Source organism: Oligoflexus sp. (assembly GCF_035712445.1).
Classification (GTDB): Bacteria; Bdellovibrionota_B; Oligoflexia; order Oligoflexales; family Oligoflexaceae; genus Oligoflexus.
The window spans coordinates 17,113-37,642 of the sequence record NZ_DASTAT010000143.1 but is presented as its reverse complement, the minus strand read 5'-3'; the positions used below and the strand labels follow the sequence as shown (position 1 = coordinate 37,642).

Genomic DNA, 20,530 nt, shown 5'->3' with positions numbered 1-20,530 from the left:
TTCAGAATACCCGCCTTTCCGCTTGAGACGTCCACGGCGCGGGGGGAAGTTCCGTCATCTGCTGCTGAAGGGCTTCGAGGATCACATCGCGCAGGGCTTCAGTCTGTTCCCAAAGTACGGAATGCGTGCAGCCCGCAAAGATCTGAACGCGACCATTCGGAAGATTCCCGCGCATGCGATCGGCATTATGCGCGATATCGGAATTCTCGCCGTAGATGGCCAGGACCGGGACCTTGATGGTGGCAAGGTCGCTGTCCTGCATGCTGATCGAGGCATAGAGTTCATCGAGCAGAGTGGTTTCATGCACCAGTTCGTGGGCGTTTTTAGCAAGGCGATTGCTTTTGCGCGCGCTGTGCCGGCCCAGCCAGTTCTGAAAGTTTTCAGCAATTTTTTCATTGCGGGCATCCCCTTCCAAACGAAGGGACTTCATCATATCGTCGCGCCAGGCCTGGTCGTTGATCTGGGCATCAATGAGGATAAGTCCGGCGGTTCGCTCTGGAAAAAAACGCGCGAAATTCAGCGCCAAAAGCCCGCCGAAACTATTGCCGACCAGGATCACCTGATCGTCCGCCGCGACGTGATCGAGGAGTTTTTGCAGATCCTGCAGATGCTGCGTGATCCCATAACCCTTTTTGGGGCGATCGCTCATCCCATGACCGCGCAGATCATAGAGCAAAACCCGGGCTTCCTGCGCGGCCTGGTTCGCGACCGTGAAGAACCAGCTGGAAAGATTGTCCATCACAAGACCGTGCAAGAAAACGACCGTCACACCGGGTTTCGGATACATAGGCTCCAGCACCTGGTAGTGAAGATGCAACCCATCCACACTGAGAAAACTCATGAGAAAAACTCCCCTATGGTTCGCCCCAATTCCTGAGGCATTTCCGACGGCAGATAGTGTCCGCCCGGAAGCCAGCTGAGGCGGGCCTGAGGCAGAAGTCTCTGAATTTTTTGCGGGACATCCACCAGCTTCGAGCGTGTCCCGTAAATCAAAAGTGCCGGGTTTTGATAGGATCCGCTATGCGTCGGAGCGGGATTGGGCTCACGACGCAGCTGAGCGAGCAGATTGGTTTCATTCAAAAGAAAATTTAAACGCGCCATCAGCTTGCGTCCCTGTCGACTGCCGGTGCCCAAGGAATTTTGCAGCTCGATCGGCAATGCCGCGAGCATGGTTTCCGGGTCGGCATTGCGGAATTCATCCATTTCGAGTCCGCGAGCCAGGGGCATCGGCGCTTCGATACAGACGAGGCGGCTCACGCGATCGGGATGCCGCAGAGCGAACTGCAGGGCTATCATTGCACCATAGCTGTGGCCGACAAGGGCGACCTGATCGAAACCCTGGGAATCAAGGAGGATCTCCAGATCATCGACCATCGTTTCCAGGTCATAGCCGGTCGGACTGAGTTCACTCAGCCCATGCCCGCGCAGATCGTAGAGCAAAACCTCATGACGCGCAGCGAGCTGGGACGCGACGCTGAAATACCAGCTGGCCATGTTTCCAAGGAGCAGGCCATGGATCATGACCACAGCCGGCCCCTGGCCCATGCGCTGAAAATGAATTTCTGTTCCGTTGATCGTCATCAATGGCATTGTTCGATAAACCTGACCACGTCTCCGACGCGAAGATTGATGATATCCTGAAGCTCCTTGCCGGCGAGCCAGCCAGCGAAGTCGATCTCTCTTCCGTAGCGGTTCTGCAGCTGCTCGGAGAGCACGACGAATTCAATGCTTTCCAGCTCCAGATCACGATTGAAGGAGGTGTCGAGCGCGATCTCGCGATCATTCAGATCCACGTCCTGGCCGATGATGCCCGCGATCATGGTGCGGACGTCTTCCAAAATTCTCTGTTCCTTGTGCGCCTCGAACATTAGTTCAAACCTCCAAATTTACTCACAATAAAGGACCCGAGTTTAGTGGACTCGACCCAGGATTTTTGAATGCGAATCCGGTCCTTTTCCCATCTTTCAATTACAAATTTTTTCGGATCACCCTGAAGTCCAAGGCCTGTGGACTTGGCAAAGGCTTCTTTCGCGCTCCAAAAGCGGGTGACCCATTCCGCACGATCCTCGGCCGGCAGCAGTTCCCATTCATCACGGGTAAAAACCGTGTGGATGAAAGAATCCTGGCGCTGCTCAATCTTTTCGATATCAATGCCGGGGAAGGCCCGCTCACTGACCAGGGCCACACCCCGATGATCCTTATGCGAGATGGAGACATGCAGCAGCCAGGAGCCGGGCATTTCGGTGATGCAGGGCTTGCCGTTCGCATCGTTTTGAATCCAGATCTCGGCCGGATAGATATCATGCGGATAGCCCTGCGACCAAAGGTAATGCCTGACGGCATCCTTGGCGGCCACGCGGCCGCAGATCCAATCTTTTTGTTTGCTGCCGAGAGTCTGATAGATTTTGCGTTCGTCCTCGCGCAGATAGCGGCGGGATAATTCATGCGCAATGCCATCGCTCAGCTGCTCGGGTTCGAAGCAGCTGAAGCCTTCCCTTTGTTCGGCGAGCAGGCTGCGGCCTGGCTTGATAAGGAACTGCCAGAGCTTGTCATCGCATTCAAAACGCCATTTTTCCCAGGCTTCGATAGAGGCCCAGACTTTGCCTTCGGCACTCACTTCCATATCGAACATGATATCGCGGCTACGGATCCGGCGATTGCGAATGCGGCAGTCCAAAACACCGAGAGCGGGCTGAGGTCCATGGAAGCGGATGCGTTTGATGCGGATCGGCATCGCATAGCGGTCGATCGGCAGCCTTTGCATGATCCAAAGACCGGCGAGCTGCCCGACGTTATCCAAAAGAGCACCGGGGGTTGATGTCGCGCGGATTTTACCATCAATACCGTCGTCTCCGACTCCATCAAAGGCAGCGAGACATTGATAGCGCGGCCCATGAAAGAGCCAGCCATCATCATAGACGGTGGCCAGAGGAATCGTGCTCGCTTCCGGATTTTTCAAAGGAGCGAGCGAGCAGGGCGGTGCCGGGGGATAGGCGGTGGCCATGACAGCAGTGGCCGTGAAGTGACCGATAATGTCGACTTTCAAACGGCTGCGGCCGTCATAGCTGAGTTCGATGTCGAGGTCTTTCACGGATTCCACAGCCAGCCATTTGGTGGCCGAAATATCTTCGATCGCAATCACGACCCTTTGGTCCACATGAGACTCGGCGAGCTGCCGCACGAGTTCAATCGTGGCCGTCATCGGCATGACCGGGAAGAGGTCATTGGTATTCTTCCAGCCTTTTTTCTGCCGATAAATGCAGTGATCCATCAGCTCGGGCCGATCCTTCAGGCTAAGGCTATGCTGGATTTTAAAGCGGAAGGGTTCTGTGATATGAAGTGCGGCTGTGACCTCACGCATGGCATCCTGCATGGCGGCAAAGCAAAGTTCCATATCCTGGACGAGGTCTGTGGCCAGGGTCAATGTTTTCGGTTTGAGGGCTGGCATGGCTGGGGCCACGGGCTTATGCGCCTGCAAGGTGGTCACATCGAAATTCGCGCCTTCTGCGAAGAGTGCCGCTCCGAAACGCTGCAGCTGAGCCAGTGCGGAACGCTGTGACGCGATCGTGCTCAAGGCCAGATGCGGACGGCCACGCAGGGTATCATCGACAAAACCGGGCAGACTGCCTGCGCCGACCTGTAAAAAGACCCGCACCCCCTCGGCATAAAGTGCGTCGGTGAGTTCGCGGAAGCGAACAGGTTCCACCAGATGCTGGATCATAAGCTTTTGCAGGGCCTCATGATCCTTCGGGTAGGGACGGCAGGTCGTGGCCGACCAAAGGGATTTGATAGGTTCATTGAGCTTTAACGCCCGAAAACTGCGTTCGATCACACCCGTAAAATTTTTGAAAAGGGAGGTGTGAAAGCCCGAGCGAAAATCCAGTTTCTGACAGATGACCCGTTCATCACGAAGACGGGCGATCGCAATGTCGGCGCTGGATTCTATACCGCAGATTATGGATTGATGCGGACAATTATCATGCGAGATTTCCAGCTCGGGCAGACCCTGGATGGCAGCGCGGGCCTTATCCACTCCGCAGCTCAACGCGACAAAGACGACACCTGGCACAGGCAGCATTCCCGGCTGCAGTGCAGCGGCGACCTCGTCCACCGACTGATCGCCGGTATACCCGGCCGCTACCATCGCGGTCCATTCGCCGATGCTATGACCCAGAAGGACATCGGGCTCCAGACGCATTTTTTTCAGAACGCTGGTGTAAAGATCCGAGGTGAAAAAAACCTCACTGCCGCGATCTTCCAGTGATCCTTTTCCCTGCATCCTGACCGGAGGCAGTTGAAAGTGCCCGGCGACGTCCCGCGTATCGGGCGGCGTCTGCGAATCTATGCCCGGATACATGAAGGCAAGTTTGCCGCCTTCATGAAGCAGACCTTCCGGCACAAACCACATATCCTGGATTCCGCGACTGGCTTTACCCTTTTCCACAAGCTTTCGCGCGCGTTCCAGGCGCTCGGCCGTGGGGTGAACGACCGCCAGGCGCATCATACCGCGCCCGACGGTCAAGGATAGTCCTTCACGGAGTCCTTCCATCAGCATTTTTGTATCGTCCGCTGCCAGCAGCAAAACGTCCTGCATGCTCATGAGAGACCAAAGCTTTCTGGCGAACCGTTCATGATAACGACCTGCCGGGTTTCATGGCGTCCGAAACGAAGCTCATCCAGGAAACGCTGCGTGCCGACCTGCGGGGGAATAAGACCGATACCGCGGCGGCGGTATTCATTTTCAAGGTCCGCCGTGACCATGCCGGTGCCCGCCCAGGGGCCCCAGTTGATGGAAAGAGTGCGGCCCTTGACGCGGCGGCCCAGACTTCGAGCGACATGATCCAAGGCGCTGTTGGCCGCCGCATAATCGGTCTGCCCGCGATTGCCGAAGCAACCCGAGACACTGGAAAAGAGCGCGACGAATTTTACGTCATTCTGCAATTTGGCTTCCAGCACTTCCGCGGGATTGACCTTGGTTTCAAAGACGCGTTTGAAGGCTTCGGGCGTCTTATCGAGGATCAGAGAATCACTCAGAACACCGGCTGCGTGAATCACACCATCAATCCGGCCCTCGGCATAAAGGCGATCCATCAGTTCTTCCAGACGGCCTTTGTCCCGCACATCAAAACAGTGATAGCGGACACCGGAACCCAGCTTGTTCAATTTATTCAGGGTGGCCTGCATTTCCCGGTTCTGAAGGATCCTGCGGCAGGCGCTTTCAATCTCCGCAGGTTTTTTAAAGGTCTTCTTTTGCACGAAATAAGCCTTCAAACCATGAAGGTCCGGGATCGAGGCTGTCTCGGGGCTTTCCTCGTCAGGCAGCGGCGAGCGACCGACGATTTCAAAGCGGCAGCCATACTGCTCCGCGAATTTCAAAGCCACCTGCGCGGCGATTCCTCGCGCACCACCGAGCATCAGGATCACGGAATTTTTATCGAGCGAGAGGGTCTCTGTTCCGAGTTCGGTGAGGAGGGGAACGCAAACGAGCTGACGCCGGACTTCGCCCACGTAGCCGACTTCCACCAGAGGGTCAGCCACCAGAATCTCCTGGAAGATGTTCCGTGCGATCAGGGCCACCGCTTCACGGGGATCAAAGTCGATGACCTTGACCATTTTATCGGCGAATTCCTTGGCGAGACTTTTGAAAAGTCCCGACATGCCCTTGCCCTGTGGTCCATGTTCGGCCTGGCTATCGTGACCAAAGGCACCGCCCCGACCTGTGACGCCGATGATGGTATGAATGTTACGCCGGCAGGCCTGCTGCAAAGTTTTAAAGACTTCCGTAGGATTGGAACCCCATTCATCGAGAAGGGAAAGCAGGACGAGTCCATCAAAAGCGTCTGCATCCGACGGTGCGTCTTCACCGATGGACACGAGTTTCACCTGGGCTCCCGCTTCCGTCAGAAAACCGGCCAAAGCTTCGGCAATCCCCTTGCTATCGCGGAGTATGGCAATCCGTCGATTATTGAGCTTCTGCTCTGCATCGACTTTCAAGGGGAGCGGTGCCTCTTCCACGCGGATTAAATACTGCCGGACATTCTGATCGACAGGTGATTTCGCTTCCGGGACGGCTGCCGGTGTGGTGGCGGGCGCAGTTTTCTGCTGACCTTCAAGCGCCTGAATCATCTGCCGCAGAGTCTTCATGCTGGCCAGCTTTTCCAGCTGTTCGCGGGCATGACCGAGGATATCACCAAGGTCGGCGATGATTTCAAAACGTTTGATCGAATCAATACTGAGGTCCGCTTCCAGATCCTGATCGAGATCCAGCATCTCACTCGGATAGCCGGTTTTCTGGCTCACGACTTCAAGAACGGTTTCCTTGGTATCCCGCACCTTGATTTCCACAAGAGGACGCGCCGTGACCGGAGCGGGCGCAGGACTGCTCACAACCTTCAAAGCCGCCTGCGCATCCCGCATGGGTTGAGGCTCGGCCATTCGCAGAACCGGCTGCATATCCGCGCCGAGGTACTGCAGCATCACCTGCTTTTGACTTTCCACGAGCTGCCGCATGGAGTGGAGATATTCTTTGACAAGACTTTCGCGGGTCTCGGATTTCGCACTATCGTGATTCATGTCGGCTCCCTGATACATGCTGGAAAGATTCAATTGGAATTCACCTGGCTTCAGAGCACCTTTGGGAATGACGCCCAGGCGTGGGCGGGCCAGATGGCCGTTCACCAACCAGAGCGTGGGGCTCGGTTTTTTCTGCAGCCAAAGATCGAAATCGTAGGCCTGCAGCTGACGGCCTTCGAAGAGGATTTCGGTTTGCAGCGGCAGTCCGAGGCTTAAAAGTTCCGCGACCAGTTTTAAAAACTGCTCCAGGCTATTGCCTTTCTGTCCCATCGAACGGGCCAGATGCGGCCGATCACCCAGAATGCGGCCGACCAGATCCTTCAGCACAGAGCCCGGACCGACTTCCAGGAAAAGCCGCGCACCATCCTCGTGCATGCGTTCGATCTGCTGAACGAACTGCACGGGTTTTACGATCTGCTGCGCATAGGTCTGGCGCAGAAGTTCGAAATCATGCGGCGCGGCCGTGGTGTTGGCGTAAATCGGCTTTTGCGGTTGTTCCAGGCGAACGTCTTTCAAGGCCTTGGCAAAAAGCTCTTCAGCCCGTGCGAGCAGGGGACTATGGAAGGCGCAGGCCACAGGGATTTTTTTCGCGGCGAGTCCCTGGGCCTTGAGTGAAATCAAAGCGGCCTCGATATCACCATCCAGGCCGGCGATCACCACCTGCTGCGGTGCATTATGATTGGCAATCCAGACATTCAAACCATGAATGGCCTGGGTCACGGTGCTCAGATTCGCCGACACGGCAGCCATCGAACCTTTTTGTCCTTGAGCGGCTGTTTCTATCGCTTCCGCGCGCGCCTGGCTCAAAATAATAAGGTCTGCCGCGGAAAGGGAGCCGGCAGCATGAAGAGCGGTCAGCTCACCGTAACTATGACCCGCAAACATATCCGCGGATAGACCCATGGATCTTAAGAGATCATGAAAGGCCATTTCCACAAGTCCGAGTGCGGGCTGAGCACAGCTGGTCTGTTTCAAAAGCTCTTCCGATTGGGGCACGATGCCTTTGGGGAAGATGCGCGCGAGCCACGGACTTCCCAGCTCCAAATAAGGCCGCAGCTGCGGGAAGCTTGTGAAGAGTTCCGCGCCCATATTCAAAGACTGGCTGCCCTGACCTGAAAAGAGAATGGCGATTTTGCCCTGAAAAACCTCGTTTTTCCGCACAAAGATGCCTTGGACCGGCGTTGATTCGTTGCTGCTGAGCGCATGCTCGATCTTCTGCAGTAGGTCCGCACTGTTTCGCGCGACCAGAGCCAGCGCAATTTTTCCGGCGGCTCTTTGCGCCTGGGTATAGGCCAGACGCGAAAAAAGCAGCTCGGGGTGATTCTGCAGAATCTCCTTGAGCTGCCGCATCTCGTCCTTATGGGCAAAGACAAAGAGTTCAGCTGCGCGACCCTGAGGTGCCGGCAGCGTGGAGTCAGGTTCGCTGTATGACGTCAGCACCGTATGGAAATTCGTGCCACCAAAACCAAAAGCACTCACCGCCGCTTTTCTGTCCTTACGGACCCAGGGCAGGGCCACGGAACTGAAATAAAAGGGATTCGCGGACGGACGATAGGACGGATTGGGTTCCTGCACATGCAGGGTTGGAGGCAGAATCCCGTGGTAAAGCGCGAGACTCGTTTTAATCACACCGGCAAGGCCCGCGGCACATTTGGTGTGACCGATCTGTGACTTCACCGATCCCAGCGCACACTGTCGATTCAGGGCGCCGGCTTCAAAGAACACGGTACTCAAGGTTTCGAGTTCGGTGCGATCACCCACCACTGTGCCGGTGCCGTGAGCCTCGACCAATTCGATATCGGTCGGATTCAGACCCGCGCGTTCGTATGCGCGATTCAGAGCCCGCATCTGACCCTCTTTGCGCGGCGCGGTCAGACCAAGGCTTTTACCGTCACTGGATGAACCGATGGCCTTCACCACCGAATAGATGCGATCCCCATCGCGGATGGCATCAGGCAGGCGCTTGAGAACCACGACAGCGACACCTTCAGCAATCACGATGCCATCACCGTCCGCGGCGAAGGGATGGGATTTCCCACTGCGCGACAGCGCTTTGACACTGGAAAACATGAGGTAGTCGTTGATGCTGTTATGAAGGTCCGCGCCTCCGCAAAGGACCATTTCACTTTCGCCTTCGGTGAGTTCCTTGATCGCAAGGTCCAAGGCCGCAAGTGATGAAGCGCAGGCAGCATCGACCGTGTAATTGGATCCGCCCAGATCGAGGCGATTGGCAATCCGCCCGGAGATGACGTTGGCCAGGACGCCGGGGAAAGAATCCTCGGTCAGGCTGGGAAGGTGCGCATCGAGTTCCGCCGGTATGGGGCCGGCAAACATCGGGAATTGAGCGCGGAAGCCATAGGCGGAGGAAAGATCCGTGCCGGCCTCGGCTCCGAATATGACGGAGGTGCGTTCGCGATCAAAGCTCCGGTTTTGATAGCCGGCATCTTCCAAAGCGCGTTTGGCAACCTTAAGGCTTAAAAGCTGGGTCGGTTCGATGGCGCCCATCGAATTGGGCGGAATCCCGAATTCCAAGGGATCAAATTCCGTTTCATCGATGAAACCGCCCCATTTGGAAATGGATTTGTTCGCATCCTGTCCGCTAGGGTCGTAATAGGTACGTGGATTCCAACGACTCTCGGGCACTTCGGAAATCAGATCCGCGCCGGTCAGGATGTTGCGCCAGTAGCTTTCGAGATCCTTCGCACCCGGGAAAATACAGGCCATCCCGATGATGGCAATATCCGAGGGCTCGCGTCTGGGCGCTTCGTCAAGATTGATGTCGGCCAGAATCCGCGACGCGCCGCTGGTGATATCCTCATGCAGCGCCTGCATGGTGCAGACCTCGTGCCGCAGCTGAGCGACCTGGCCCAGCATATAAAGACCCTCGTCCGCCTGCCGCTGCGCATCGACACTGACCAGCGCATCACCCTTGCGTTCCAGGCCCTTTGATGCGATCCGCAGACGACCGACATTCAATTCTTCGAGTTCGGCCCAGACCTGTTTCGGATCTTTGAGTCCCCGCAGTTCATTTTTAAGGGTGTTGAAGGTTTCCACAAAACGCGTATCCGCACAGCGCACCGCATGTCCCGGCGCTGTCTCCAGGAGCGAAGTTTCACGGCAGCGCAGGGCTTCATCCTGGAATTTTTGCAGGATGGCTCCGGTTTGCACGGCCTCTTCTGTGAAGAGATAGGCCGAACCGAGAAGGGCACCGATCTTCGCACCGCGTGCGGCGAGCGGGGCGGTCATGGCCGCGAGCATCGCTCCCGAAAGCGCATCATGAAGGCCGCCGGCAAAGAATAGTTCCAGCTCGTCCACGCAGTGGGATTGAAGGAGGATTTCGATCTGCGTTTCCCATAGCACAAAACTATAGCGTGGACCGACGTGACCACCGCATTCGCGCCCCTCGAAAATAAAGCGGCGGGCGCCATCCTTTAAAAACTGCTGCAAAAGTCCGGGCGAGGGCACATGCAGAAAGCAGCGGATGCCTTTCTTTTCAAAAAAATCGGCTTGCGCTGGCCGCCCGCCTGCGATCAAAACCGCGGAGGGGCGGAAATCCTTCAAGACCTCAAGCTGCTCCTGACGCAAGTCTTCCGAAACAAAACCCAGGATGCCGACGCCCCAGGGCTGTGTCCCTAATTTTCTCTCCGTTTCTTCGAGCAGCTCGCGACAGGCTGTTTTTCCCATGAGCGAGAGCGCAACGAAGGGCAGGGCTCCATTATCAGAAACCGCTTTGATAAAATCAGCACGATCACTGACGCGGGTCATCGGTCCCTGAGCCAGAGGATAGCGGGTGCGATAGGACTGTGCGAGGGGTCCTTGCGGCTTCAAAAAGTCGAGAGCCTTGGCCTGACGGAGATGACCCCGCACGCTTCGCTTCATGCCCTGCACCATGGCCGAGACATTGCCAAAGCGTTCCGCAAACACGCGAGCGAGATAAAGATCCTGACCCGCCGGGAGTATGGGTGTCGCGCCCTGCCAGCCGAGATGATCGAGGAAACGCTCACGCGTGACTTCGTTTTCCTGCGGAACTTTGAGATCGGGCCGACTCACCACCTGATGCTGATGAAGGATGCGCGTTTCTGTGCCTTCAAAGTGACGAATGATTTTCTTGAGAGCATCCGGCAGCGCGGCCTCTTTCAAAAGTGCGAGCTGTGAATCGAGCACGACCGCGCGGGCCCCTGCTGCGAAAGCGGCCGCTGCCGCATGAACGCCGATGCCGCCCTGGACCCAGAAGGGAAGATCGAGCTGACGAAGCTCCTGCATCAGAATCAAACTCGACGAAGTGCCGACGCGCCCGCCGCTTTCCGCACCTTTGGCAATCAAGCCATCGGGCTTCGCTTGGGCAAGCAGCTTTCGTGCTTCCTCAAGTGAACAGACCTGGACCCAGATGCTGCGCGTGTTTGTGCGCCAGGCATCCAAAGTTTCCTCCGGGTTTTTCTGGATCAAAAGATCGGCCGCATCGAGGATCAAGATCGTGACGCGATCACTCAAATCCGCGGGCGTGAAAGACTCAAGGCGGCTGATGCGCACACCGAAGGCGGGCATGCGGTTCCTTTGCAAGGCAGCCAGAGCGTTTCGTCCGTTTGCGCTGTCCCGACCCAAATCGAGAATCGCGATCGCGCCTGCTTTGCCTAGGCTTTCCACCAATCCAACATCCGGAGTTTCAAAAGGAGACACGCCAACGATAGCAGGAGATATCATAGGATAGACCACCTTCAATTCTCGCGTGGCACAGCGACGCTCCGCGTGAGGCTGGAGTTTGCATGCACGTTCTCTGTTTTGCTAAAAAAATTCAGTTATCGGCTAACCACGGGTATAAAAGCTTCCTGGCAGGAATTCAGTTAACTTTTTCTGAACTCACGGCGACAAGTCTTTGCTGCGGCTGATTACGGCGGATTGAAAAAAATTCTTATGCGAAGAAGGCTTGGTGCTGTCTGCGTTATGTGACAGGCGACAAGTCGGGTGGCTTTGGAAAGGAGTCCCACATTGCTGTCTGTTCGAGGCCCATTAACATACCACAAGGAAACTCAAGTGGGGCAATACCGAACTTTATGTACATACTCATCCAAAGGCGCGAGTCAGGGTGGGCAGTCGCCTTGCAGAAAACAGGATCGGAGTGAAGTGATCGGACGGGCTTTGCGGCCGTTGCTCCAGGTGCCGAAGGCGCGTCGGTTTTCGCTTTCAGCAAAGGCATAATCACGAGGATCTTGCAGCAGGACATGCGATAGAGCCCCGACGGTGAGCTTCCAGTAGCCCCAGGTATCGACGGCATCAATGGGCTTCGCGAAGAAGCCGCAATCACCCTGGACAGCGTTATGCTCGGAGCGGAGCTGAACGTCACCTTCCTGATCGCTCGGAATCATCAAAGCTGATTTATGCGCGAGCGGAATTTTATCACTTTTGAGAAACGCTAAACGATTGAGAGCGAACGAGCTGCAGTTTTCCGTGGGCGGTTTGGTTTGATCCGCGCATTTTTCGGGATCCTTCTCTCGGTATTGATAAGTTTCCTCTGCCATAACCAGAAGAAGCCAGGTCTCCTTGGGTAAACGACTGAGACTATCCTTATCTATAGATATAAACGGATAGGCGAGGGATGTGCTGCCTGCTGCGTCGAGCGTAATAATCAGACGGGGCTGGGGCAGAGCGAATGCAGGATCGCTTTGGTTTTTTTGCGCAAGGTGCAGAGCGAGGATGCCACCAATCGAATGCCCGATAAAGGCCACGCGGTTGCGATCGGCTTTGACCGCGGTTTCCTGCTCCAGAGTGCTGAGAGCCTTCTGCATCGCATCGCGTGCATTCTGGGCCCATTCCTGAGGCTTCAGGGGATGTCCATAGCTCGGATAGATGACAATGAAACCTTTGCGGGCGATATGCTGCAGCATGACCTCATAAGGTTCCGGCTCGGCATCGAAATATCCATGCAAAAAAAGAACAACGGGCGCTGTGGTAGGCTGCGGTGCGGCAGGAATATAGATAACAGTATGCAAAGGATCGGAGGCATCCTTGCCAAGAACAAGGCGCTGAACGGATGCGTGAGGGGAATTGGCTGATCCAGGCCCGTGCTCCGGTGGAGGCGGAGCACACACATCATTCTCGCAGTGAGAGGATTTTTCATAAACATCCGACCAGGTGCAGGGGTGAGTGGCACAGGATGTGGCAGACGCTGCGAAAATGAGGATAGCCAGGGCCCGCATGTTTTCTCCTTCGCTTTTACGGAGAGTCGGGACGAAACCGATAAGTTCTTCCGACCACGGCCGCTTCAAAATCCGCGCTTGGAATTTGCGCAGCACGCAGGGCCTCATGCAAATCCTGAACCGGCCGATCTATGGCTTCATCCGTCAGCTGCCAGCAGCCGTAATGCATGCCGAGACTTCGCGTGGCCCCGAGATCCTGATGGGCCTGCACGGCTTCCGCGGGATTGATGTGCGCATCCTTCATGAACCAACGAGGCTCATACGCACCGATAGGCAGAAGAGCAAGCCAGACTTTGCCGTAGTCTTTTTTTATCTTTTCAAAATGCGGGCCGTAGCCCGTATCACCCGCAAAATAGAGGCGGTGCTCGCCGAATTGCAAAAGCCACGATCCCCAAAGGCTGCGGTTGCGATCAAAGAGTCCGCGCGCGGACCAGTGCTGACTTGGTGTGAAGAAGGCCTGGACGGCAGGACCTAAAGGGATGGACTGACCCCAGTCCATTTCCTGCACGCGCGTGACGCCTTCGTTTTCAAGCCAGCCTTTGTCTCCAAGCGGGACAAAGATCGCAGCCTCATGCTCAACGGCAAGCCGCTGCAAGGTGGGAACATCCAGATGATCATAATGATTGTGCGAGACCAGGACGGCATGAATCTTAGGCAGCTTTTCAAACGGCAGGCCGGGGGCCCGCACACGCTTGGGTCCTGCCCAGCTTACCGGGCTGGCGCGCTCTGACCAGCTGGGATCGGTGAGGATATTGAGTCCTGGCAGTTGAATCAGAAGCGTGGCGTGATTGACGAAGGTGACGACGATCTCACCCGGCATGACCTCGGCGGGCAGATTGGGTTCCTCGGTATTGGGAACCCATTCGGGCCACTCCGCGCGATCGCCGGTCAAACGCCAGCGAAGGAGATCGAGAAAACTTTTGTGCGAGGTGACACCGGGCTGAAAAAAACGCTCGCCATCGAAATGATCCGAGGTCGGACCTTCATACGAACCTGTGCGACAGCCGAGCAGAAAGACGAGAAACCACATTCGATAGTTTTTCATGCGGGCCGGGCCCTCACAAGACGGATCAGAGTTAATTCAGGTCTTGTTCCCAGGCGAATCGGTGGTCCCCAGCTGCCCGTGCCGGGATTCACATACACCCACATTTTCCCTTCACGCGAAAGGCCGACGACATGCGGAGCATGCACGAGGCGAACAGCGAGGTTCCAGGGATAGAACTGCCCGGCGTGCGTGTGACCGGACAGCATCAGATCGTAACCCAAAGGCGCCGAGGCTCCCGCGAGTTTGGGATTGTGGGCCAGGAGGATGCGCAGACCGTCGGGACCGAGGGCTTTTTCCGGGCTGGGCCCTTCACCCATCGCAGTGCCGGCGGGATCGACGACGCCTCCCAGATGGAGGGTGGAACCATTATGATGAATGGTCTGATATTCGTTCAGGAGAACATTGAGCCCCAGAGTCCTGAAGTGATCGATCCATGATCGAACGCCGGCATAGTATTCATGATTGCCAAGGATCAGATAACGCTGCGCGGCCGGGGCCAGCGAGGCGAGGGGCTCCACATAGGTTTTTAGTTTCTGCACGCTGCCATCGACGATGTCGCCGGTCAGGACCACGAGGTCGGCTTTTAAAGCGTTGACCTTATCCACCACGCTCTGCACATAGGGACGGCGAATGATGAAGCTGACATGCAGATCGCTGATTTGCGCGATGCGAAAGCCATCAAAGGCAGGATCCAAGTTATCGACCGGAACATCGATCTCCACAACGCGCGGTCCCCCGAAGGCGATCAGCATGCCAAGGATCAAAGCCACTAAGGACGCGATGACCACGATGATGGACCCCGGATTCATAAGCCGCACGGCCCATTCACCCGGCAAAAACCAGTGGCTCAAAAGCCAGGCGGCATCACGCATCAACGTCAGCACCATCAGGAAATTCAGCCAGCCCATGCAAACATAGGCCACGCCCTGCAGGATTTCGTCGCGTTCGGTATGGACTTCCTTGTTACGGCTCCAGAAGAAAACCGGAATGATCCAGATACAGATCACGGGCAAGGCCAGAAGAAGGCGCGCTGCGGTGCTTTCGAACAGGCGCAGAGCCAGATACGAATAGCCAGCGGCCAGGAGAGTGGTGAGGACCAAAGCGAAAGGATTCAGAAGACGACGCATGCAATCAACTCCGGTGAAATCCTTTTGTATATTAAGCGTTTTCAGCGAGGCCGTCGAGGCCAGGGGCGCACGGCATCGCCATTTCCTTTCCCACGGATTCATGCTATGACCGCGGCCTGATCGAATGGGAGCACGCGACGATGAAGCGATGGATGGCTGCGATACTGCTGACATGGACCCTTCTTTTGCCCAGGGCATATGCCGGAGAGGCTGAGTTGACGGCCGCCCTGAACCGCCTGGAAACTATGCATGGCTTTGAAGCTGAGGCTGATCTCAAGGCGATTATTCCGGCTTTTTATAAGCTGCCTGGGGCTCCGGATCAGAGGACCGTTCGTCGCCTCTTTGATGAACAGCGTATCGCCCAATGGCCGTCGCGTCTTGCGGATTTCCTGGGCCTTGTGACCATTCTTTTTGAAGGCATGAGCCCCGAGGAGCAGGCACGCCTTCATGATGAATTCATTGCAAGCCGCGGCCTGCTTTCGGATTTTCAAAAGGCCATCACCCATTATGTTAGGGCGATTCATCCCGGATTTTCGGGTCTGGGCCTTGGTCCCTTGAAACTCACGCGTCAAGGGCGGGGGATTCGCATCGTGGTCTTTGATGTCTTTGAAATGGAACAGCTCGATGAACAAAGGCGGAGTTATCCCAAAGCCTTTATTGAGAAACCGCTGGTTTTCGGCCGTCCGGTCGGGCTTTCCCATGGCAATACGGTGATTGACGTCATACTGGAGCTTGCTCCTGAGGCCAGCATTCTTCCCGTGGCCTCGGATGCCCAATCCTATGCTGCAGCCATGCAGCATCTGGCCGCGAGACAGGACCTTGATATCATCAATCTGAGCCGGGCGTTTCCCGAGGATCCACGCACGCATGGAGTGGATAAGGTATTTGAAGAGGCGCTGCGTCGCTGGACAAGGCAGGGGATTTTGGTCAAAGCCCTTGGCAATACCGGCAGTGACCTCTTTGGTCAACTGACACGTCCCCGTGTGGAAAAAGGTCTTGGCCCTGTTTCAAGTCTGACCGCTTATGATTTGAAGCTCATCCGTGAACTTTATCAGGAAGAAGCCGCTGCCGGCCTTGAACTCTTCGCTCTGAATCTGGGACTTTTTGCCGAGGAATTGGCTTTGACGGCGACCATTCCGGGTGACTACCTTCCCGTGCAGAAGCGGACGCTCGCTGTTCCCGCCGAAGGCATTTATAGCCCTTCGACAGAAACGTTTGAATCCGGCAGTTCCTTCGCCGCGCCGCAGATCAGCGCCTGGGCTGCGCTTCTGCTGGAAGAACGCCGGGCGCTTTATCCCGATGAAACGGGGGCTGCTTCACGCGCCGCCGTGTATGCGGCGATGCTGGAAAAAGCCGACCTTCGCCAGCATCCCGCAAGGGAATGGGGGCGGGGTCATCCCACGCTTTAAAAGTCCTCCATCAGCTGATCGGCTATATAAAAATCGACAAAGGGCCAGCCACCGACGGAGTTGAAAAGATCCGCGGTGGATTCCTGCCGATGATAGCGAATCCATACAAGTTCCCAGGCATAGGCTATGCGCCGTGCGGTATCATTCACGCCGCCGCGAGCGTCCAGATAGTTTTTCGACGCCCAGGGCATCCTGCTTTTGTAATAGAGATAGGTGAAGGGACTGCCCAAAGGCTCGCCGACCAACGCCAGTTTTTGAATGGCCGCACCCTTTTTCATTTCCTCGGCTGTGACCGCGACCTCACCACCGCGCGCGAAAGCCCCGATAAGTTCATCCATTGGCAGATCGAGATCGGGGATTTTAAAACCGCGCTTATGCTCCAAAATAGCCAGAAAATCGCAGCCTGGATCGGTGAAGGTCTGGGCCTTGTCGATATCCCCGCCGTGATCGTGGTCGGCTTCCGCTGTGACGAAGTGCCGATCGAAATTCACATCCCCCAGGCTATGGGCCAGGGACCCGAGCATGTGAGCAAAGGCCTTCCGACAAGGCCCGCTGCTCAGTTCGGGGCAGCGTTCATTGATTTCATCATAGTAGGCGTTCAAAAAATTGTGCCAGTGGGCATATTCGCCGAAAGGATGATTGATGGTGTAGCCCGAATCGGGGAAGATCGAACCGTTTTTATAAGCGGCGGCCTGTTCCTGAAGGAAGGCGCGCAGTTCAGGAATCTGAACGTATTCATTCGCAGCCTTTTCCGCCATCCAGATATGCAGCGTCATGCCCGACGCCAAAAGACTACTGGAAACAGAGAGGCCGAGTGCGATCACGACACCGAACAATCGACGCATAATGCGAGTCCCTTTCTTTTCTATGAAGAATTCCTGGCCCCGACCTTAGCCAGACCCTGAGTCCAAGGCCAATCAATTTTTCGGAAAGACAGGATCAAGAGCTCTGGCATCAACCATGCACTGGACCGAGTGAGGAGGACCCTCTGATGCTGCGACGCTGGCGTATTGCAATCGTATCCGCTTTGGTCACAAGTTTTTTCATACTCCTGGCGCTCAATTGGTCGAGCGGTGATACGCGTCTCAAGCACGTGATTCAGCCTCTCTACGAAGTGGACAGCCCTGCGTTCAGACGCTCTCTGAATCGTCTCCTGGGCGATCCGGTGACGGAAGGCAATCGGGTGCAGGCGCTGCACAACGGGAACGAGATTTTTCCGGCCATGCTGGAGGCCATCCGCGGGGCCAAAGAATCCATCAACTTTGAGATCTATATTTACTGGAAAGGCGAGATTGGGCGTATCTTCACGGAAGCTCTTTGCCAGAAAGCCCGCGAAGGCGTGAAGGTCCACATTCTGATCGACTGGGTGGGCTCGTCCAATATTGATGATGGATATGTCGAGCAGATGAACAAAGCCGGCATCCAGGTGCAGTTCTATCGTCCTTTGAAATGGTATACTCTGAATCGTTTGAATAATCGTACCCATCGGCGCATTCTGGTCGTCGATGGCCGCGTGGGATTCACCGGCGGCGTCGGGATCGGAGATGAATGGCAGGGTGATGCCCAGGACCCTGATCACTGGCGGGATTCGCACTTTAAGGTCGAGGGGCCAGTGGTCGGCGAGATGCAGGGGGCGTTCATGCTGAATTGGATGAAGGTCAGCCCTGAACTCCTGCACGGTGATGAATATTTTCCGCCTTTGCCCCACGTCGGCGACGCCGAGGCGCAAATGTTTACCAGCAGCGCCGGCGGCAATGATGAATCGGTACGGCTCATGTATCTTCTGGCCATCGCCTCGGCCACGCGCAGCGTGCGTATTGCCAACGCCTATTTCGTCCCGGATGATCTGGCCATGGAACAGATGATTTTAGCCCGAAAACGCGGGGTTTCCATTGAAGTCATCATGCCAGGACCCTACAACGATCAGCCGCTGACCCGTCTTGCGTCCGAGGCTCTTTGGGGTGATCTGCTGAAGGCCGGGGTCAGGATTTATCTCTATCAGCCCACCATGTATCACACCAAGGTCATGATCGTGGATGATGTCTTCGTCACGGTCGGGTCCACCAACTTTGACAATCGGTCCTTTCAGCTGAACGATGAAGCCAACCTGAATGTCTTCGATCGAAAGTTTGCCGCTACGGAAACCGAGGCCTTTGAAAAGGACAAGGCGCGTTCGCGGCTGGTCACCTGGGACCATTGGAAGGATCGACCCTGGTATCGCCGGGTTTTGGAGGTCCCCGCCTCCTGGTTGCGGAGCCAGCTCTAAGAGTTACTGACGTTTTTGAAACCATTCGCGCGAGCTGAGCAGCTTCACTTTGAAATCATCATCGTGGACCGCGATGCCCGCGCTGATGGCCCCATAGCGCATGAAGAGTTTTCCGCGTTTTTTGTCCTGACTGCCCTGATACCAGGCTTCGAGTTTCAGTTCGTCCGTCTCGGCCTTGAACTGGTCGATCGTATAGCTGTTTTCATCCGCCTTCAGCTGAAACTGAGCGGCCAGTTGATCCTTGTGAAAAAGTTTACGCGACCAATCGGGCAGCTTGGATTGCGGATCGAAGATCCAGAGCAAGGGCCGAAGATCCGCAGCTTTAAGCTTGATTATGCCTTCAAAACGCGAGGGCGTAACCTCGATCCGTCCTTGGCTCAGGCTCAGCTGGCCCGCCCATTCAGGCTCCCTGGAGTCCTTGCCGCCTGGCCGCACGTTCAGAGTCAGTTCACCCTTGGGAACCGTGAATCCTTCCTGGACGAAATCAATGTCGCCGATCGACAGATCCTGATGCACGCGCCCGAAGAACTCCTGTTTTTCATAGGCTATGGCCGCGGCGGGAGCGTCCACGCGAATGAAGTTTCCTTGCGTGCTGGCCGAATCCAAATGAAGAGCGAAGGTTCCCTGGCCTGAGCGGAATTGAAAGCCGAGGCCCTGCGGCATGAAGTGATTGAAGTACTTCAGATCATGAATCGTGCTTTCCGGCAGAACCAGAGCCGCTTGCCACACCCGGTCGCGACTTAAAAGATCCCTGTCCTCGGTGGCCAGCTTCAAACTCAAATCGCGGCCGCTGACATCCACCATGCCCTTGCCTTCATGATCAACAGTGAATTTGGGAATCGCAAAGTCCAGGGCCAGATTCTTGTCCACGTTCAGAGTCAGCGTGCCATGACCGGCCACTGTTTCTTTCCAGAGTTCCAGTTCCATGCGATCCGATTGAAACGTCAGCCGCGTGGGTTCCATGAGCTGCCCCTGTTTCAAAACGATGCGGCCGCTGCTTTTTAGATTCAGGCCCTTGATATGCAGCCAGGGAGCATCGACGATCACATTCTGCAGGACCCGGCCCTGCTCAAGCTCGGCTTCGCCCTGAACATCGAGCGAGAGTTTTCGCAGAAGCTCGTCGTTCTCGGTGAAGGGATCGAGTTCGAATCGACCCTTCAGCGTCTGCAGGATCGCCAGGTTTCGATCCTTCCATTGCGTTTCCACGGCGGTAAGCTGCACGCGGCCGTCGCGCACGCGGACCCTGTCCTCGTCTGCGATATGCAGTTCGGCGCTGATATCCATCGCCCCTTTGGCCGTAAATGAGCCGACTTTCAACTGCTGCAGATTCCTGAAGCGCAGCTTTTGAAAATGAACGCTCCAATCGCTTTCTTGACTGTCCTCGCCCGCGGGAGGCGGTGAAGCGCGATGGTTCTGGGTGCCCGATGCCCCTTCTGCCGTCGGTGCTGAGGGTTCAAAAGCGAAGCTTCCTCCTTCCCCGGCCGCAGACCAGAAGATGATGCGCCTGCCGGCCAGCCCCATAAGGCTGAGGTGCAGATCGGCCTCGGGCATGTCCAGCCGCGTGCTGGCGTTTTCCAGCGTCAAGGATTTGACATGCACCTGGCCGGGCCAGGAGCTGGAGGCTTTCTCAAAGCTTATCTTCAGATCCCCCTTCTGAAGCAGCTCCTGAAAATCCTGGCTCTGAAGATAACGATTGGCCGCAATGACCCAAACGAGTTCCAGGCTGCCTAAACCCAGCATGAGAAAGGCAACAATTTTAACCCAACGCTTCATGGATCCGCCCCATTCGCAACATGGAGGCACCACGCCCCCTTTTCGCTTATAGAAAATTTGCCACAAAGTGCCTAGATGTAGGTGGATTCCTACTCGGGCGTCCTGGCGTTCCCCTCTTAATGTTTTCCCCAGAGTACCGATGC

At 56.1% G+C, this 20,530-nt stretch carries 12 protein-coding genes; 2 read left to right on the top strand and 10 right to left on the bottom strand.

Annotation, left to right across the window (positions count from 1 at the left end; all coding sequences use genetic code 11):
* Window position 1: 1 nt before the first annotated feature.
* The 8 genes from VFO10_RS30330 to VFO10_RS30295 form a co-directional block, all read right to left on the bottom strand.
* Window positions 2-841 carry an alpha/beta hydrolase gene (locus tag VFO10_RS30330; RefSeq protein WP_325145783.1) on the bottom strand — a complete coding sequence of 280 codons (840 nt, stop codon included), beginning with the start codon at window positions 839-841 and terminating at the stop codon, window positions 2-4.
* Window positions 838-1,590, bottom strand: coding sequence for an alpha/beta hydrolase (locus VFO10_RS30325; RefSeq protein WP_325145782.1), 753 nt, complete (start codon window positions 1,588-1,590; stop codon window positions 838-840). Before VFO10_RS30325 ends, VFO10_RS30330 begins: the two co-directional genes overlap by 4 nt.
* A complete protein-coding gene (locus VFO10_RS30320) occupies window positions 1,581-1,868 on the bottom strand; it encodes an acyl carrier protein (RefSeq protein WP_325145781.1) in 288 nt (95 codons plus the stop codon). Before VFO10_RS30320 ends, VFO10_RS30325 begins: the two co-directional genes overlap by 10 nt.
* The gene (locus VFO10_RS30315; RefSeq protein WP_325145780.1) at window positions 1,868-4,600 is read right to left on the bottom strand and encodes a 4'-phosphopantetheinyl transferase superfamily protein; all 2,733 of its coding nucleotides are present in this window, start codon (window positions 4,598-4,600) and stop codon (window positions 1,868-1,870) included. Before VFO10_RS30315 ends, VFO10_RS30320 begins: the two co-directional genes overlap by 1 nt.
* Window positions 4,597-11,274 carry an SDR family NAD(P)-dependent oxidoreductase gene (locus tag VFO10_RS30310; RefSeq protein ID WP_325145779.1) on the bottom strand — a complete coding sequence of 2,226 codons (6,678 nt, stop codon included), beginning with the start codon at window positions 11,272-11,274 and terminating at the stop codon, window positions 4,597-4,599. The genes VFO10_RS30315 and VFO10_RS30310 overlap by 4 nt, the downstream gene beginning before the upstream one ends.
* A gap of 377 nt (window positions 11,275-11,651) precedes the next feature.
* The gene (locus VFO10_RS30305; protein WP_325145778.1) at window positions 11,652-12,767 is read right to left on the bottom strand and encodes an alpha/beta hydrolase; all 1,116 of its coding nucleotides are present in this window, start codon (window positions 12,765-12,767) and stop codon (window positions 11,652-11,654) included.
* Window positions 12,768-12,783: 16 nt separating this feature from the next.
* Complete coding sequence (locus VFO10_RS30300; protein ID WP_325145777.1) at window positions 12,784-13,812, bottom strand: MBL fold metallo-hydrolase; 1,029 nt, start codon at window positions 13,810-13,812, stop codon at window positions 12,784-12,786.
* The gene (locus tag VFO10_RS30295; protein WP_325145776.1) at window positions 13,809-14,939 is read right to left on the bottom strand and encodes a metallophosphoesterase; all 1,131 of its coding nucleotides are present in this window, start codon (window positions 14,937-14,939) and stop codon (window positions 13,809-13,811) included. The genes VFO10_RS30300 and VFO10_RS30295 overlap by 4 nt, the downstream gene beginning before the upstream one ends.
* A gap of 140 nt (window positions 14,940-15,079) precedes the next feature.
* On the opposite strand from VFO10_RS30295, the gene VFO10_RS30290 reads away from it, so the two are divergent.
* Complete coding sequence (locus VFO10_RS30290; protein WP_325145775.1) at window positions 15,080-16,348, top strand: S8/S53 family peptidase; 1,269 nt, start codon at window positions 15,080-15,082, stop codon at window positions 16,346-16,348.
* On the opposite strand, the gene VFO10_RS30285 is transcribed toward VFO10_RS30290, so the two are convergent.
* Window positions 16,345-17,193, bottom strand: coding sequence for a zinc dependent phospholipase C family protein (locus VFO10_RS30285; protein ID WP_325145774.1), 849 nt, complete (start codon window positions 17,191-17,193; stop codon window positions 16,345-16,347). The two genes, VFO10_RS30290 and VFO10_RS30285, sit on opposite strands and share 4 nt — an antisense overlap.
* Before the next feature lie 146 nt (window positions 17,194-17,339).
* Between VFO10_RS30285 and VFO10_RS30280 the strand changes: the two genes are divergently transcribed.
* Entirely contained in the window at window positions 17,340-18,614 is a 1,275-nt protein-coding gene (locus VFO10_RS30280; protein WP_325145773.1) for a phospholipase D-like domain-containing protein, read from the top strand.
* A gap of 3 nt (window positions 18,615-18,617) precedes the next feature.
* On the opposite strand, the gene VFO10_RS30275 is transcribed toward VFO10_RS30280, so the two are convergent.
* Window positions 18,618-20,387 carry a hypothetical protein gene (locus VFO10_RS30275; RefSeq protein ID WP_325145772.1) on the bottom strand — a complete coding sequence of 590 codons (1,770 nt, stop codon included), beginning with the start codon at window positions 20,385-20,387 and terminating at the stop codon, window positions 18,618-18,620.
* Window positions 20,388-20,530 lie beyond the last annotated feature (143 nt).

Coding starts and splice junctions, on each gene's coding strand:
- VFO10_RS30310 (WP_325145779.1), bottom strand. CDS start 11,274: ATGATATCTCCTGCTATCGTTGGCGTGTCTCCTTTTGAAACTCCGGAT.
- VFO10_RS30295 (WP_325145776.1), bottom strand. CDS start 14,939: ATGCGTCGTCTTCTGAATCCTTTCGCTTTGGTCCTCACCACTCTCCTG.
- VFO10_RS30300 (WP_325145777.1), bottom strand. CDS start 13,812: ATGAAAAACTATCGAATGTGGTTTCTCGTCTTTCTGCTCGGCTGTCGC.
- VFO10_RS30280 (WP_325145773.1), top strand. CDS start 17,340: ATGCTGCGACGCTGGCGTATTGCAATCGTATCCGCTTTGGTCACAAGT.
- VFO10_RS30320 (WP_325145781.1), bottom strand. CDS start 1,868: ATGTTCGAGGCGCACAAGGAACAGAGAATTTTGGAAGACGTCCGCACC.
- VFO10_RS30325 (WP_325145782.1), bottom strand. CDS start 1,590: ATGCCATTGATGACGATCAACGGAACAGAAATTCATTTTCAGCGCATG.
- VFO10_RS30330 (WP_325145783.1), bottom strand. CDS start 841: ATGAGTTTTCTCAGTGTGGATGGGTTGCATCTTCACTACCAGGTGCTG.
- VFO10_RS30285 (WP_325145774.1), bottom strand. CDS start 17,193: ATGCGTCGATTGTTCGGTGTCGTGATCGCACTCGGCCTCTCTGTTTCC.
- VFO10_RS30275 (WP_325145772.1), bottom strand. CDS start 20,387: ATGAAGCGTTGGGTTAAAATTGTTGCCTTTCTCATGCTGGGTTTAGGC.
- VFO10_RS30290 (WP_325145775.1), top strand. CDS start 15,080: ATGAAGCGATGGATGGCTGCGATACTGCTGACATGGACCCTTCTTTTG.
- VFO10_RS30315 (WP_325145780.1), bottom strand. CDS start 4,600: ATGAGCATGCAGGACGTTTTGCTGCTGGCAGCGGACGATACAAAAATG.
- VFO10_RS30305 (WP_325145778.1), bottom strand. CDS start 12,767: ATGCGGGCCCTGGCTATCCTCATTTTCGCAGCGTCTGCCACATCCTGT.